This window comes from Streptomyces sp. NPDC007905, assembly GCF_042959345.1.
Classification (GTDB): domain Bacteria; phylum Actinomycetota; class Actinomycetes; order Streptomycetales; family Streptomycetaceae; genus Streptomyces.
Genome location: NZ_JBIBKS010000012.1, coordinates 185,689 through 200,460, shown reverse-complemented (window position 1 = coordinate 200,460; position 14,772 = coordinate 185,689). Strand labels below are relative to the sequence as shown.

Genomic DNA, 14,772 nt, shown 5'->3' with positions numbered 1-14,772 from the left:
CTACGCCTCCTCGGAGAACAGCGTCCGGCCCCACCAGTCGTCCTTGTCCCGGACGCCGGGGGGAACCGCGAAGACCGCCGAACCCACGTGCTGGATGTACTCGTTGAGCGCGTCCTTCGCCGACAGCTGCCGCTGCAGCGGGATGAACCCCTTGCGCACGTCGCGCTGGTAGGCCAGGAAGAACAGGCCGGCGTCGAGGCGGCCGAGTCCGTCCGTACCGTCCGTGAAGGAGTAGCCCCGGCGCAGGATCGTGATCCCGTTGTTGGAGTCGGGGTGCGCGAGCCGCACGTGCGCGTCCGGCTTCATCGCCTTCAGGAACGGCTCGTCGTGCTCCTTGGCCCTGCCGACCGGGGCGCCCTCGCCCTTGTCGCGGCCGAAGACGTCCTCCTGCTCCTGCAGCGAGGTGCGGTCCCAGGTCTCGATGTTCATCCGGATGCGGCGGGCCACGAGGTACGACCCACCGGTCATCCACTCGGTCCCGTCGCCGTCGCCGACCCACACGAACTTCTTCAGCCGGTCCGTCTCGGTGCCCGCGATGTTGCGGGTGCCGTCCTTGAACCCCATCAGGTTGCGGGGCGTCTGGGCGTCCGGGGTCGTGGACGAGGTCTTGCCGAAGCCGAGCTGGGACCAGCGGATGGCGACCTTGCCGAAGCCGATGCGGGCCAGGTTGCGGATGGCGTGCACGGCGACCTGGGGGTCGTCCGCGCAGGCCTGGATGCACAGGTCGCCGCCCGTACGCGCCCTGTCCAGGTTGTCGCCCGGGAACTTGGGCAGGTCGACCAGCGCCTCGGGCCGCTTGTCCGCCAGCCCGAACCTCTCGAAGAAGGACGGCCCGAATCCGATCGTCAGCGTCAGCCGCGAGGGCTTGAGCCCCAGGGCCTCGCCGGTGTCGTCCGGCGGCGCCTCGGCCAGCCCGCCGTAAGCGCCCTCGCCGACCGCCTTCCCGGTGGTCATCCGGCGGGCCGCGTCCGTCCAGTCCCCCAGCATCCGCACGAACTCGGCGCGGTCGTCGGTCCTCACGTCGAACGCGGCGAAGTGCAGCCGGTCCTGCACCGGCGTGGCGATGCCCGCCTGGTGGGCGCCGTGGAACTCCACGGCGGTGCCCGCCTCGGCGGCGGCCGGGTCCACGTCGTCGCCCGCCCTGGTCGCCGCCACGGCACCACCGGCCGCGACGGCACCGAGCGCGAGCCCGGCACCGCCCCAGCCGATCAGTGCGCGGCGGGAGGGAGAGGTGCCGCCCTGAGTCTCGGTCATGACCGTCCTCCCTTACTTCACGACCGCGGCGGCGAGCTTGGACAGCGGCTCCGCGAGGGCGTTGACCGCGTCCGACAGCTCCTTGCGCTGCTCCTTGGTGACCTTGTCGTACGAGACGAAGTCGTACGAGTTCCGGTCGGAGCGGTACGAGTCGAGCAGCGTGTCGAGCGCCGCGAACTGCTTGTCCAGCTCCTTGGTCAGGGCCGGGTCGTTCTTCTGGGCGACCGGCTTGAGCAGCTCGTACGCCTTCTGTGCCCCCTCGACGTTGCCCTTGAAGTCGACCAGGTCGGTGTGCGAGTAGCGGTCCTCCTCGCCGGTGACCTTTCCGGTGGCGACCTCGTCGAGCAGCTCCTTGGCACCGTTGGCCATGGAGGACGGCGTGATCTCGGCCTTGCCGACCCGCTCCTGCCAGTCCTTCAGATCGGTCACCAGCCGGCCGGCGAGGGTCTTGTCCTCGGCACCGATCCCCTTGTCCGCCCAGAGGGACTTCTCCAGGCGGTGCCAGCCCGTCCACTTCTGGCCGTCCTCCAGGCCGTCCGCGCGGACGTCGACCTTGGGGTCGATGTCACCGAAGGACTCCGCGACCGGTTCGGTCCGCTCCCAGCCGAGGCGCGAGGGCGCGTACGCCTTCTTGGCCGCCTCCAGGTCGCCGTCCTTGATCGCCTTCACGAAGGTCTCGACGAGCGGCAGCGTCCGGTCGGCCTGGTCCTGCGCGTACTGCCGGTAGTCGGCGACGGCCTTGTCGAGCCTGGGGTCGCGCTTGGCGGCCGTACCGCCACCGGTCACGGTGAGTTTTTGCCGGACGCCGTGGCCCTTCATACCGGGGCGGCAGGCGATCTCGTACGAGCCGGCCTTCACCTCCGCGGTCAGCGTGTAGGTGGTCCCCGGGCCGATGTTCTCCTTCTCGGAGACGATCCGGTCGTCCGGGAACAGGATCTCCACCTCGGTGGCCTTCGAGCCCTTGTTCGCTATCTTCAGCGTGACCTGACCGGCCGGCACCGACTTGACGGAGGTCTCGCACGTCGAGTCGGCGGCGGTGACCTGGATCGCGTCGCCGTCCTTGGCGTCGCTCTTCGCGGTGCAGGCCGTGAGGGCGGTCAGAGCGGCCGCGGTGGCGGCGGCGGTGACGGTCAGTCGGACGGCTCGCATGCAGGCTCCAAGCGGATCTGGTGTGGTGAGGCTGCCCTAACTTACCTTAGGCTTACCTCAGTCTTACCCACCAGGGTCGTGATTCAGCTCTCACGGGACGTTCACCGGCACGGCTTGATCTCATCGACACGGGGGGGAGCGGCCCGTGCTGCTCGGCGGGCTCACCGGTGAGGGCTGCTGCCACGACCTTCGGCTGCACCGCCTGGACACCTACCCGTCACCGTTGCCGCCCATCGGTGCGGCGGCCATGCGTTCGGACGTCAACCAGGTGCGTCGGTTCGCCCGTTGGCTGGAGGAGGCGGAGGAGGCGCCCCTGCACGACGGCCGCTGGGAGATCGCGGTACGCACGGCCTTCGCCCTGCCGGTCTGGACCGCGGGCTTCGTCCGCGAGTGGTCCGGCGGCACTCTGGAGCCGTACTGCGGCGGCGGCCGGCACGGCATTCCGCCCCTGTACTCTCCCCGCCCGACGCCGCCCGTGTGAAGGCGTACCGCAAGCACGTGCGTGACCGCACGCTCGCGCCCGTCCTGCTGTAGTGGGTGCCGTTCCTCGACGGCCGGCTGATCCTCGACGGCCACGACCGCGCGGTGGCCGCGCCGGCGGAAGGGCGGACGCCGGAGTGCGTGGTCCTTGCCCGGATACGGGACGAGCAGTTGTGGCGGCGGGACGCGGAGGCCCTCACCGCAGGCCACCACAGCACTAGGGCCCGCCACCTCGGCGGTCGAGCGCCAACGGGCAGTCCTGAAGCAGGGCTACGGCGACGCCACGGCCGACCTCGCGTACGAGCCGTCGGGTGTTCGCTCCTGGGCGCTCCCCGGCGGCGCCCCCGCCCGGGACGCGCTCGCCGAGGCCGCGGTGTTTCAATTCCCCCGTGACTGACTACGACGTACTCCGCGTCTTCTGCGGACCGAACGGCGGCTACGGCAACGAACTCGGCGTCGTCCGCGACGGCTCGGTCCTGCCCGAGCGGAGCGACCGGCAGGCGTTCGCCGCGAAGCTCGGCTTCAGCGAGACCGTGTTCGTGGACGACCCCGAGCGCGGAGTGATCGACATCTACACGCCCACCCTGCGCCTGCCCTTCGCCGGTCACCCCTGCGTCGGCACGGCCTGGCTGCTGGACGTGCCCGAACTGGTCACGCCCGCCGGGGTGGTGGGCGCCCGTCTGGACGGCGAGTTCAGCTGGATCGAGGCCCGCGCGGAGTGGGCCCCGCCGCGCACCCTGCGCCACTACGCCACCGCCGCCGAGGTCGACGCCCTGCCCGTTCCCCCGCCCGGCGAGTGGATCTACGCCTGGGCCTGGGAGGACGAGGCGGCCGGCCGGATCCGTGCCCGCGCCTTCCCCGGCCGTGACGACGGCATCGAGGAGGACGAGGCGACGGGCGCGGCGGCGCTGCTGCTCACGGACCGGCTCGGCCGGGCGCTGAACATCACGCAGGGCAGGGGCTCGCAGATCCTGACCGCCCCGCAGCCGCACGGCTGGGTGGAGGTCGGCGGGCGAGTCTTCCTGGAGCGTTAGGCGCTCAGGGGGAACTCCTCGCCCAGGGCCTGGAAGACCCCGGTGTTCAGGGCGAACGCCCGCCTGCACTCCGCCACGATCCGCTGCCTGTCCAGTTCGTCCGCTTCGACGGCGTCCAGCAGCTCGCGGTAACTACGCTTGAAGGCGGCCGGGTTGGAGATGCCCTCGAAGACGTAGAAGCGGACTCCGTCGCCCTTCTTCGCGAAGCCCCACGTGCGCTCCGCCCGGTCGCGGATGATCTGGCCGCCGGAGAGATCACCGAGGTAGCGGGTGTAGTGGTGGGCGACGTAACCGCCGGGCCAGCGCTCGGCGCACTCCCGGATCCGGTCGGCGTAGGCGCGGGTGGCGGAGAGGGCGGACAGGCCCGAGCGCCACCGGGGTCCCCGCAGATGCGCCAGGTCCCGCTCCAGCGCGGGCAGTCGCAGCAACTCCGGCCGGATGAAGGGGCCGGCCACCGGGTCGGCCGCCAGCCGTTCGGTGGCGCTCTCCAGCGCCTCGTAGACGAACCACAGTTGCTCGGTGTACCGGGCGTACGCGGCCACGCCGAGCCGGCCGCCGAGCAGGTCGCTCATGAATGTCGAGGTCTCCGCCTCCACGTGCCGCTCGTGGGACGCCGTGCGGATGACGGTCGAGAACGGCTCCATGGACTCTCCTCAGGTTGCCGACCTGCTGTCGGTAAGTTTACCGACAGGCTGTCGGAAAAACACGGGGGCGGGCCGGGCAGGTGAATCCGGGCAGGAAAAAAGCCCGCCCCGGGCATCAGGGCGGGCTTCGGAGCGGGCTGCGGGGGGTGCGGCAGGGCGCTGTGGGGTTACGGCAGCGTGAGGATCTCCGCACCCGTCTCCGTCACGACCAGCGTGTGCTCGAACTGGGCCGTCCGCCTGCGGTCCTTGGTCACGACCGTCCAGCCGTCGTCCCACATGTCGTACTCGTACGTGCCCAGCGTCAGCATCGGCTCGATGGTGAAGGTCATGCCGGGCTGCATGACGGTCGTCGCGTGCGGGCTGTCGTAGTGCGGGATGATCAGGCCCGAGTGGAAGGACGAGTTGATGCCGTGCCCGGTGAAGTCCCGCACGACCCCGTAGCCGAAGCGCTTGGCGTAGGACTCGATGACCCGGCCGATGACGTTGATCTGCCGGCCCGGCCTGACGGCCTTGATCGCCCGGTTGAGGGACTCCCGCGTCCGCTCCACCAGCAGCCGGGACTCCTCGTCCACGTCACCGACCAGGTAGGTGGCGTTGTTGTCGCCGTGCACCCCGCCGATGTACGCGGTCACGTCCAGGTTGACGATGTCGCCGTCCCTGAGGACCGTCGAGTCCGGGATGCCGTGGCAGATGACCTCGTTGACGGAGGTGCACAGCGACTTCGGGAAGCCGCGGTAGCCGAGCGTGGACGGGTAGGCGCCGTGGTCGCACATGTACTCGTGGGCGACCTTGTCCAGCTGGTCGGTGGTGACGCCGGGCGCGATGATCTTCGCCGCCTCCTCCATCGCCTGCGCGGCGATGCGGCCGGCGACGCGCATCGCCTCGATGGTCTCCGGGGTCTGCACCTCCGGTCCGGTGTACGGCGCCGGCGCGGGCTTGCCGACGTACGCGGGGCGGCGGATGTTTCCGGGTACCGAACGGGTGGGAGAGAGCTCTCCTGGTACGAGCAGCGACTGGCCAGACATGCCAGCGAGTCTAACCAGCGGGCATGGGGGAACATGTCGTTGGCGAGAGGAGCTGTTCATGGCCCTGTTCAAGAAGCGCACCGTCGGCAAGCCGGGCGAGTGGTACTACTGCCTGGAGCACAAGAAGGTCGAGGAGGGCCCGGACTGCCCGGGCAAGGACCGCTTCGGGCCGTACGCCAGCCCGCAGGAGGCGCAGCGCGCGATGGAGATCGCGCGGGAGCGCAACCTCGAGTGGGAGACCGATCCCCGCTGGCACGACGCCCCGGCGGCCGGCCAGGACGCCGACGAGGACTGATCACGCCCGCGTGGGCACGGTGGCGGCGCGCTGCTCCCGCAGCCGCACCGCGTGCTCGTCGGTCCGGGCGTCATAGCTCGTCAGCCCGGGCAGGCACAGGGCCAGCAGCCCCATCGCGCCCACGCACAGCACTCCCCCCGACCACACGGACGTGCGCACCCCCGCCCATGCGGCGACCCCGCCGGAGCGGACCTGGCCCAACTGCGGACCCACCGAGTAGGACAGAAGTTCGATGCCGGCGAGGCGGCCGCGCAGCTCGTCGGGGATCGTCTGGTTCCACATCGCCCCCCGGAAGACCCCGCTGACCATGTCGCAGCCGCCGGCGACGGTCAGGAGCAGCAGCGCCGCCCAGACGTTGCCGACGAGACCCGCCGCCGTGACCGCCAGGCCCCACAGCGCGGCCGACAGCACCACCATGCGGCCATGGCGGTGCACCCGTGAGGTCCAGCCGCTCGTCACGCTGACCAGCAGCGCCCCCAGCGGGAAGGTCGCGTACATCAGGCCGAGCGACCACTCGGCGTGCAGCTCGTCGGCGAGGAACGGCAGCACGGCGAGGGGCATGGCCAGGAACATCGCCGCCAGGTCGACCGCGTAGGTGCCGAGGAGTTCCTTGCGGCTCCAGGCGTAGCGGGCACCCTCCGCGATGGCCCGCAGGTCCGGCCTGGCCGCCGTGGGGGTCGCGGGCGAGGGGGCGATGCGGACGATGTACGCCAGCGACACGGCGAAGGTCAGCAGGTCGGCGGCGTACGCCCAGCCGAGGCCGGCGCAGGCGACGACCACGCCCGCGACCGCCGGCCCGGCCACTCCGCCGACGGTCCAGCGCAGCGAGTTCAGGGAGGCCGCAGCGGGCAGGTCCTCGTGGGCCACGATCCGGGGCAGCAGGGAGTCCAGGGCCGGCCGCTGGACCGATACCAGGGCGCAGGAGAGCGCCGCGACCAGGTACAGCGGCCATACGGCCGGGCGGGGGAGGAGCGCGTTGACCAGCAGGGCGGCGCTGAGCAGGCCCTGGCCCGCCTCCGTCCACACGATCAGCCGCCGCTTGTCGAGGGCGTCGGCCAGGGCGCCGCCGTACAGGCCGAAGGCGATCAGCGGGACCAGTTCCACCGCGCCGATCGCGCCCACGGCCGCCGCGGAGCCGGTCAGGTCCTTCAGCTGGACCGGCAGGGCGACGAAGGTCAGGAAGTTGCCGAAGTTGCTGATCAGACCCGAGGCCCACAGTCTGCGGAAGTCCGCGGAGGCCTTCCAGGGGGCGAGGTCGGGGAGGAGAGCTTGGGCCACTCGGGCATGGTCCGCTCGGCCGGAGTCCGGAGCAACCGCTTTTCGCAGCCCCACGACCGGGACCGGTGGGCGGGTGGGAAGGTCACCAAGGGGCGGTCGGCGGAGCCGTGAGGATCTCCGCAAGCCTCGACAGACGGTCCCGGAAACCCCGCCGGCCCCTCGGAGAGCCTCCGCCCCCGTTCTCGCCCGCCGCCGCGCTCACCAAGTGCTGCACACTGTCCAGGTCCAGCTCCGCCCCCTCCGGCACGGCCAGCGTGTCGTGGGCCATCGCCGCCAGCTCGCCCCCGCCCGCTCCCAGCGCCAGCACCGTCGTCCCGGCCCTGCGTGCCGCGTGCACCCGCTCCAGCAGCTCCGCGGGCTCCTTGGGGGCGACCACCAGCAGGGTCTCGCCGCGCCGCGCCTCCTCGATCCGGCCCGGCCCGACGGCCAGGTGCGCGGGATCGGAGGGGCGCGCGTGGTGCCGTACCAGCGTGGGAGCCAGCTCCGGCGTGCCCGACCAGGCCGCCTCGTCCACCAGGTGCGCGGCCAGGTGCCAGGGCTCGTACTCGGGCGTGCCCACCAGCAGCAGCCCGCCCCCGTACGCCACCACGGACCCGCGCAGCACCCCCGCGAACCGCCGGGTGGCCCCCAGCCACTCGGTTCCGGCGAGCACTTCGCGCAGCAAGGCGACCCGTACGGCGTCCATGCGACCGCATCCTGCCCCAATCGGTCACTTGTGACGTGGAGTTCACCCCGAATTCGCCCAACCTGGGGATGGTGACGGCCCGTCCCCGTCCGTGTGAGGAGTCCGCCCGATGACCGACGTGACCGTTCCCTTCCGCGCGGGCCACGAGGGGTACGCCGGCTTCCGCATCCCGGCGGTCGTGGCGTGCCGCCCCCCGTCCCGGCCCCCCTCGACCGGGGGCACCCCCACCGGCACACTGCTCGCCTTCTGCGAGGGACGGGCCGACTCCCTCGCCGACCACGGGCACATCGACATCGTGCTGAAGCGGTCCACGGACGGCGGCCGCACCTGGGGGCCGCTCGAGGTCGCCGCGAGCAACGGGAAGAACCTCGCCGGCAACCCCGCCCCCGTCGTCCTCGACACCGGCCGGATCCTGCTCGTGCACGTCCGTGCCGCGGCCGGCGCCACCGAGGCCGCCATCCTGCGCGGCCACGTCGCGGATGCCGACGGCCGCCGGGTGTGGGTGCAGCACAGCGACGACGACGGCGTGACCTGGTCCAAGCCCAGGGAGATCACCGGACAGGTGAAGAAGCCCGGCTGGCGCTGGTACGCCACCACCCCCGGCCACGCCCTCCAGCTGACCTCCGGCCGCGTCCTCGTCCCCGCCAACCACACCCTGCCGCCCACCGGAACCGACACCGGCGCCGAGGCCAGGTACAACGGCGGCCACTGCCTGCTCAGCGACGACCGCGGCGCGACCTGGTACCTCGGCTACCTGGACGAGAACACCGACGGCTACATCAACGTCAACGAGACCACTGCCGCCGAACTCCCCGACGGCCGCGTCTACTTCAACGCTCGCAACGACTCCCCGTCCCCGGGCAACCGCGCCGACGCCCACTCCAGGGACGGCGGGAGGACGCTCGTCAAGCCCTTCCGCCCGCAGGCCGGCCTCACCGCGCCGATCTGCGAGGCCTCCGTCCTGCAGCTCCGCGATCCCGACCTGCTGCTCCTCTCCGCCCCGGCCGACCCCGCCGCCCGCGCCCTGATGACCCTGCGCGCCTCCGGCGACGGCGGCACCACCTGGCGCACGGCACTTACCGTCGACGGGCTGCCCGCCGCCTACTCCGACCTGGTCCGCATCGACAAGGACACGGTCGGACTCCTGTACGAGACAGGGGACTTCGGCGCCTACGAGACGATCACCTTCCGCCGGATCCCCGTGACCCGGCTCACCTGACCCGGTGCGCTCCGCCCCACGGACGTAGAGTCGGCCCATGACCTCTACCGACAGCGCACAGACTCCCGCGAAGGCCCCCGCCAAGGACCCCTGGGACCTGCCCGACGTCTCCGGGCTGGTCGTCGGCGTGCTCGGCGGCACCGGCCCGCAGGGCAAGGGCCTCGCCTACCGGCTCGCCCGGGCCGGCCAGAAGGTGATCATCGGATCGCGGGCCGCCGAGCGCGCCCGGGCCGCCGCCGAGGAGCTGGGGTACGGCGTCGAGGGCGCCGACAACGCCGAGACCGCGCGCCGCAGCGACCTCGTGATCGTCGCCGTACCGTGGGAGGGCCACGGCAAGACCCTGGAGTCCCTGCGCGAGGAGCTGGCCGGCAAGCTCGTCGTCGACTGCGTGAACCCGCTCGGCTTCGACAAGCAGGGGGCGTACGCGCTCAAGCCGGAGGAGGGCAGCGCCGCCCAGCAGGCCGCCGCCCTGCTGCCGGACTCCCGGGTCACCGCCGCCTTCCACCACCTGTCGGCGGTGCTGCTCCAGGACCCGGAGACCGAGGAGATCGACACCGATGTGATGGTGCTGGGCGAGGTCCGCGCCGACGTGGAGATCGTCCAGGCGCTCGCCGGGCGCATCCCGGGCATGCGGGGCATCTTCGCGGGCCGTCTGCGCAATGCCCACCAGGTCGAGTCGCTGGTCGCGAACCTGATCTCCGTCAACCGCCGCTACAAGGCACACGCCGGGCTCCGGGTCACCGACGTATGAGCCCATGGGGGACACTGGTCGTCGTAGCAGTGTCCCCCGACAGGAGCCACCCGTCATGCCGCCCTCGCTCCCGCCCGCCCCGAGCCGGCGACTCGCCCTCTACACCCTGATCGTCTGCCTCCTCGCCGTCGCCGCGGCGGTCGTCTCGTTCGTGCAGGGCAGCTGGCTGGGGATCGTCTGGGTGCTGCTGGCGGGTCTGTCGTCCAACATGACCTGGTACTACATCAAGCGCGGCCGGGGCGCGGCCGACCGGAAGTCCGTCACGGGCTGACCGCGCAGGAGGGGTCGCTCTCCCGCCAGAACCGGAACAGGTCGAAGCCGCAGTACGTCTGGTCGCCGTCGATTCCCAGCCCGTTCAGGATCGAGTGGATCACCTCGAAGAACACGCTGTTGACCGACGGCAGCCACAGCAGTGCGAACACGAACAGCAGGCCGAACGGCGCGAACGGCTCCACCTGCCGCTTCACGTTGTACGACAGCCACGGCTCGATCACCCCGTACCCGTCCAGACCCGGCACCGGCAGGAAGTTCAGGATCGCCGCCGTCACCTGGAGCAGGGCGAGGAACGCCAGCGCGTACCGGAAGTCGCGGGGCACACCGTCCAGCGCGTGCAGCCAGAAGGGCGCGGTGCACACCGCCGCGAACAGGACGTTCGTCAGCGGGCCCGCCGCCGAGACCAGGCTGTGCCGCCAGCGGCCGCGGATCCGGCCGCGCTCGATGAAGACCGCGCCGCCCGGCAGACCGATCCCGCCCATGATCATGAACACCACCGGGAGCACGATGCTCAGCAGCGCGTGCGTGTACTTCAGCGGGTTCAGCGTGAGATAGCCCTTCGCGCCGACCGTGACGTCCCCGCTGTGCAGGGCGGTGCGGGCGTGCGCGTACTCGTGCAGGCACAGGGAGACGATCCAGGCCGCCGTCACGAACAGGAACACCGCGATGCCGGGCTGCTCGGCGAACCGCGTCCAGGTGGCCCAGCCGGTCACCGCGGCGACGGCCAGGATCCCGAGGAAGACGGGGCTGATCCGCTGATCGCCTCGACGGGTGGTGGCGGTGGTCATCGTTCCGGCTCCTGAGGGGCGTGGCGGGCGGGAAGCCCGACCGTACCGGCCCGGGACTCGCGGGGAAAACGTCTCGCGGGGAAAACGCCTCGCGCCCGCCCTTCGGTTCCTGGAGGCTGGGGCGGTGGCGCGGATGAGGGTGTTCTACGAGCACTGGCAGATGGAATGCTGCGGCAGCCCGTTCGGTGTGGGCGAGGAGGTGGCCTGGAAACTGGTCGCCTACGACCGCGAGGACCGGCGGCGGAACGCCGGACACGGCGCCGAGGCGTGGGTGGAGAACCACGGCGGCCCCGACCGGGAGACCGTCGGCCGCGTCCGGGCCATCGACCTGGTGCACCAGGAATTCCTCGCCCACCACGACCCCCGCGCCACCGAAGCCGCGGAACTCGCCGACTTGGCGCCCGGCACGGTGGTCTTCCGGTCGACCGGGCGCAAGCTCGAGCCTGTGCCGGGCCCGCCCACCCTGGAGCCCGTCGACAGCTGCCCCCGGTGGTTCGACGCGTTCGAGCAGGAGGAGCAGCCGCCGCGCCGCGTACCGTTCCGCGTCCGCCGTGCCGTCGGCGTCCTCGTCGCTCTGGAGGTCCCCGACGCCACGCCGTCCGAACCCGGTGACCGCCCCTGACGGCACCGGAGAGAATGAGTCCCGTGCGCTATCGCCTCCTCGGTCCCATCCAGGCACTCCGCCCCGACGGCACGCCCGTCCCGATCGGCGGTGCGCGGCTGCGTGCCCTGTTGAGCGTGCTCGCCCTGCGGGCCGGCCGGACCGTGCCGGCGGGCGTGCTGGTGGACGAGGTCTGGGGCGCCGACACGCCCGCCGACGCCACCGGCGCGCTGCAGGCCCTGGTCGGCCGGCTGCGCAGGGCGCTCGGCACGGACGCCGTCGCCTCCGCGGACGGCGGCTACCGGCTCGCCGTCACCCCCGACGACATCGACCTCAACCGGTTCGACCGGCTGACCGGCGAGGGCCTCGCGGCCCTGGCCGACGGCGACCCGGCCAAGGCCGCCGCCGTCCTGGACGACGCGCTCGCCCTGTGGCACGGCCCCGCCCTCGCCGACCTGCCCGACTGCGCCGCCGAGGCGGCCCGCTGGGAGACCCGCCGGCTGGACGCCCTGCGCGCCCGGCACACGGCCGCACTCGCCCTCGGCCATGCCGAGCAGTCCCTGCCCGAACTGGCCGCCCTGTGCGACGGCCACCCCCTGGACGAGCCGCTCCAGGCGCTGCGGCTGCGGGCGCTGCGCGACGTGGGCCGCCCGGCCCAGGCACTGGCCGCCTACGAGGACGTACGACAGCTCCTCGCGAACCGGCTCGGCTCCGACCCGGGCCCCGAACTGCGCGTCCTGCACGCCGAGTTGCTCACGGAAGCCGCACACGAACCGCGGCCGGCGCCGCCCGCCCCGCTCGGCAACCTGCCCGCCCGGCTCACCTCCTTCGTCGGCCGTGAGGCGGACATCGCGGCCATCGGGGCCGACCTCGCCGCGGCCCGGCTGGTCACGCTGCTCGGGCCCGGCGGAGCCGGCAAGACCCGGCTGTCCCAGGAGGCCGCCGAGGCGGTACGGCACACCGCCCGGGACGGGGTGTGGCTGGCCGAACTGGCGCCCGTGGACGACCCGGACGCCGTACCGCAGGCCGTGCTGACCGCGATCGGCGCCCGTGAGACCGTGCTGCACGGGGCGGGCGCCGAGAGCATCCGCGCGGTGGTCGACGGGCACGACCCCGTCGACCGGCTCGTGGAGCACTGCGCCCGGCGCCGGATGCTGATCGTGCTCGACAACTGCGAGCACGTCGTCGAGGCCGCGGCCCGGCTGACCGAGCGGCTGCTGGCCCGCTGCCCCGAGCTGACCGTCCTCGCCACCAGCCGCGAGCCTCTCGGGGTCCCCGGGGAACTGGTGCGCCCGGTGGAGCCGCTGCCGGAGCCCGTCGCGCTGCGGCTGCTGGCCGACCGGGGCGCGGCGGCCCGGCCCGGATTCCGTCTCGAGGACGATCCCGAGGCCTGCGCCGAGATCTGCCGGCGGCTCGACGGACTGCCCCTCGCCATCGAGCTGGCGGCCGCCCGGCTGCGCATGCTGGCCCCCCGTCAGATAGCGGACCGGCTCGACGACCGGTTCCGGCTGCTCACCTCCGGCAGCCGTACCGTGCTGCCCCGCCAGCAGACCCTGCGGGCCGTCGTGGACTGGTCCTGGGACCTGCTGGACGCGCACGAGCGGGGCGTCCTGGCCCGGCTCTCGGTCTTCGCGGGCGGCTGCGACCTCGCCGCCGCCGAGGCCGTGTGCGGGCCCGCCGCCCTGGAGGCCCTGGGCTCCCTGGTGGACAAGTCCCTGGTCGTGGCGGCTCCCTCGGTCGAGGGCGGCATGCGCTACCGGCTCCTGGAGACCGTCGCCGAGTACGCCGCCGAACGCCTCGCCGAGGCCGGACACCGGGCCGACGCCGAGCGCGCACACCTGACGTACTACCGCGAACTCGCCCGCACCACCGACCCGTTGCTGCGCGGCCCCGGACAGCGCACCGCCATCGACCGGCTCCAGCTGGAGTACGAGAACCTGCGCACCGCCCTCAGGCACGCCGTCGCCTCCCGCGACGAACAGGAGGCGCTGTGCCTGGTGCTGTCCCTGACCTGGTTCTGGCAGATGCGCGACCAGCGCATCGAGGCCCGCACCTGGTGCCAGGAGGTCATGGCGCTCGGCCCCGACCCGTTCGCCCAACCGGTCCGCCGCGCCCGCCCGGTGTGGCACCGCTGCACCGAGGCCCCGCCCCCCTACACCGGCGAGGTTCTCGCCGAGGCCCGGCGCGGCGTCCACCTCGCCCACCTGGCCTGCATGGACACCGAGCTGGACGCCTGGCAGACCCCGGAGGCCCGGGCCAAGCTGCGAGCCATCACCCAGGTGTACGAGCCCGGCCTGCCGCAGACCTGCCGTGCGCCCGGCATGATGTGGTTCTTCGCCGTGATACTGACCGGCGGTGCGGAGCGCATACGGTCGATCGTCGACGCCGGCGTGCAGACCTGCCGCGACACCCCCGGCTTCGAGTGGGAGCTGGCCGGCGCCCTGCAGATGCGCGCCAACATCCTCGCCAACCGCACCGCCTGGGCGGGCGACGCGACCCGCGACGCCGACGAGTCACTGGAGATCTACAGCCGCCTCGGTGACGGCTGGGGCACCGCCGAGGCGCTGTCCGCCCGGGGCGAGGCCCGGGAACGCAAGGGTGCCTACCGTGAGGCCGCCGCCGACTACCGGGCGGCGATCGACCACGCCGAACGCCTCGGCGCCCGCGCCCAGATGGCCGTGCTCCGCGCTCGCCTCGGCAGTGTGCTCATGGAGGCGGGCGAGACCGACCGCGGCGAGCGGTTGCTCCGTGACGTCGTCGCGAGCCAGGACGGCGCCCACAACGAGGCGATGCCCGCCGCCCGGCTCTTCCTCGCCTGCTGGCTCGGCCTGACCGGCCGCGTCGCCGAGGCCCGGGAACAACTCCGGCTGCTGCGCCAGGAGTTCAAGATCGCTCACTTCATCGTCTTCGACGCCATGATCATCTGCCAGGAGGCCTGGCTGGACGCGCTGGACGGCCGGAGCGAGGAAGCCCTCGCCCGCATCCGCACGGCGCTGCGGCACGCCGTCGACTCCCTCTCCGAGGCCATCACCCCGCAACTGCACTCCATCTGCCTCACCATCGCCGCCATGGCCCTCGCCCGCCTCGACGCCCGCGCCGTCGACGCCGCCCGCTGCCTCGCCGCGGCCGACGCCCTGCTGCCGCCCGGTCACCTCGCCTCCGGCGTGGAACGCCGGTGCCACGACATGACCGAGGCCCGGATCCGCGAGGCGCTCGACGAGCGGGCGTACGACGCGGCGTACGCCGAGGGCGGTGGCCTCTCCCTCGCGGAGGCCACCGCCCTGGTCTGACGTGCG

General features: G+C 72.7%; 15 protein-coding genes. 8 read left to right on the top strand and 7 right to left on the bottom strand.

Annotated features, from left to right (window positions below; all coding sequences use genetic code 11):
* Entirely contained in the window at positions 1-1,254 is a 1,254-nt protein-coding gene (efeB, locus tag ACFZDC_RS22665) for an iron uptake transporter deferrochelatase/peroxidase subunit (RefSeq protein ID WP_391326431.1), read from the bottom strand.
* 12 nt (positions 1,255-1,266) lie between these two features.
* Positions 1,267-2,403 (bottom strand): iron uptake system protein EfeO, encoded by a 1,137-nt coding sequence (gene efeO, locus ACFZDC_RS22660; protein WP_391326429.1) that lies wholly within the window; start codon positions 2,401-2,403, stop codon positions 1,267-1,269.
* 145 nt (positions 2,404-2,548) lie between these two features.
* On the opposite strand from efeO, the gene ACFZDC_RS22655 reads away from it, so the two are divergent.
* Positions 2,549-2,884 carry a hypothetical protein gene (locus tag ACFZDC_RS22655; protein WP_391326427.1) on the top strand — a complete coding sequence of 112 codons (336 nt, stop codon included), beginning with the start codon at positions 2,549-2,551 and terminating at the stop codon, positions 2,882-2,884.
* A gap of 388 nt (positions 2,885-3,272) precedes the next feature.
* Positions 3,273-3,917, top strand: a complete 645-nt coding sequence (locus ACFZDC_RS22650; RefSeq protein ID WP_391326425.1) for a PhzF family phenazine biosynthesis protein — start codon at positions 3,273-3,275, stop codon at positions 3,915-3,917.
* Here ACFZDC_RS22650 and ACFZDC_RS22645 read toward each other — a convergent pair.
* A complete protein-coding gene (locus tag ACFZDC_RS22645; protein ID WP_391326423.1) occupies positions 3,914-4,561 on the bottom strand; it encodes a biliverdin-producing heme oxygenase in 648 nt (215 codons plus the stop codon). The two genes, ACFZDC_RS22650 and ACFZDC_RS22645, sit on opposite strands and share 4 nt — an antisense overlap.
* A 167-nt stretch (positions 4,562-4,728) precedes the next feature.
* On the bottom strand, positions 4,729-5,586 hold the full coding sequence (map, locus tag ACFZDC_RS22640) for a type I methionyl aminopeptidase (RefSeq protein ID WP_391326421.1): 858 nt from the start codon (positions 5,584-5,586) through the stop codon (positions 4,729-4,731).
* 58 nt (positions 5,587-5,644) lie between these two features.
* On the opposite strand from map, the gene ACFZDC_RS22635 reads away from it, so the two are divergent.
* The gene (locus tag ACFZDC_RS22635) at positions 5,645-5,881 is read left to right on the top strand and encodes a hypothetical protein (RefSeq protein ID WP_391326419.1); all 237 of its coding nucleotides are present in this window, start codon (positions 5,645-5,647) and stop codon (positions 5,879-5,881) included.
* On the opposite strand, the gene ACFZDC_RS22630 is transcribed toward ACFZDC_RS22635, so the two are convergent.
* Complete coding sequence (locus tag ACFZDC_RS22630) at positions 5,882-7,159, bottom strand: MFS transporter (protein ID WP_391326417.1); 1,278 nt, start codon at positions 7,157-7,159, stop codon at positions 5,882-5,884. It abuts the gene before it with no gap.
* Positions 7,160-7,241: 82 nt separating this feature from the next.
* Positions 7,242-7,844, bottom strand: a complete 603-nt coding sequence (locus ACFZDC_RS22625; RefSeq protein ID WP_391326416.1) for a hypothetical protein — start codon at positions 7,842-7,844, stop codon at positions 7,242-7,244.
* A gap of 109 nt (positions 7,845-7,953) precedes the next feature.
* On the opposite strand from ACFZDC_RS22625, the gene ACFZDC_RS22620 reads away from it, so the two are divergent.
* Genes ACFZDC_RS22620 through ACFZDC_RS22610 form a run of 3 tightly spaced genes read left to right on the top strand, consistent with a single transcriptional unit; the run spans position 7,954 to position 10,085 of the window.
* Positions 7,954-9,063, top strand: coding sequence for an exo-alpha-sialidase (locus tag ACFZDC_RS22620; protein ID WP_391326414.1), 1,110 nt, complete (start codon positions 7,954-7,956; stop codon positions 9,061-9,063).
* A 37-nt stretch (positions 9,064-9,100) separates the two neighbouring features.
* Positions 9,101-9,814 (top strand): NADPH-dependent F420 reductase, encoded by a 714-nt coding sequence (npdG, locus tag ACFZDC_RS22615; RefSeq protein WP_391326412.1) that lies wholly within the window; start codon positions 9,101-9,103, stop codon positions 9,812-9,814.
* Positions 9,815-9,869: 55 nt separating this feature from the next.
* Positions 9,870-10,085 carry a hypothetical protein gene (locus ACFZDC_RS22610; RefSeq protein ID WP_391326411.1) on the top strand — a complete coding sequence of 72 codons (216 nt, stop codon included), beginning with the start codon at positions 9,870-9,872 and terminating at the stop codon, positions 10,083-10,085.
* Here the strand turns inward: ACFZDC_RS22610 and ACFZDC_RS22605 are convergent.
* Positions 10,075-10,875 carry a site-2 protease family protein gene (locus ACFZDC_RS22605; protein ID WP_391326409.1) on the bottom strand — a complete coding sequence of 267 codons (801 nt, stop codon included), beginning with the start codon at positions 10,873-10,875 and terminating at the stop codon, positions 10,075-10,077. The genes ACFZDC_RS22610 and ACFZDC_RS22605 overlap by 11 nt on opposite strands.
* Positions 10,876-11,008: 133 nt before the next feature.
* Here ACFZDC_RS22605 and ACFZDC_RS22600 point away from each other — a divergent pair, with 133 nt between their 5' ends.
* Both ACFZDC_RS22600 and ACFZDC_RS22595 read left to right on the top strand, forming a co-directional pair.
* Positions 11,009-11,497: a DUF6578 domain-containing protein gene (locus tag ACFZDC_RS22600; protein WP_391326407.1), complete on the top strand. Its 489-nt coding sequence runs from the start codon at positions 11,009-11,011 to the stop codon at positions 11,495-11,497.
* A 14-nt stretch (positions 11,498-11,511) separates the two neighbouring features.
* A complete protein-coding gene (locus ACFZDC_RS22595) occupies positions 11,512-14,766 on the top strand; it encodes a BTAD domain-containing putative transcriptional regulator (RefSeq protein WP_391326405.1) in 3,255 nt (1,084 codons plus the stop codon).
* The last annotated feature ends 6 nt before the right edge of the window (positions 14,767-14,772 follow it).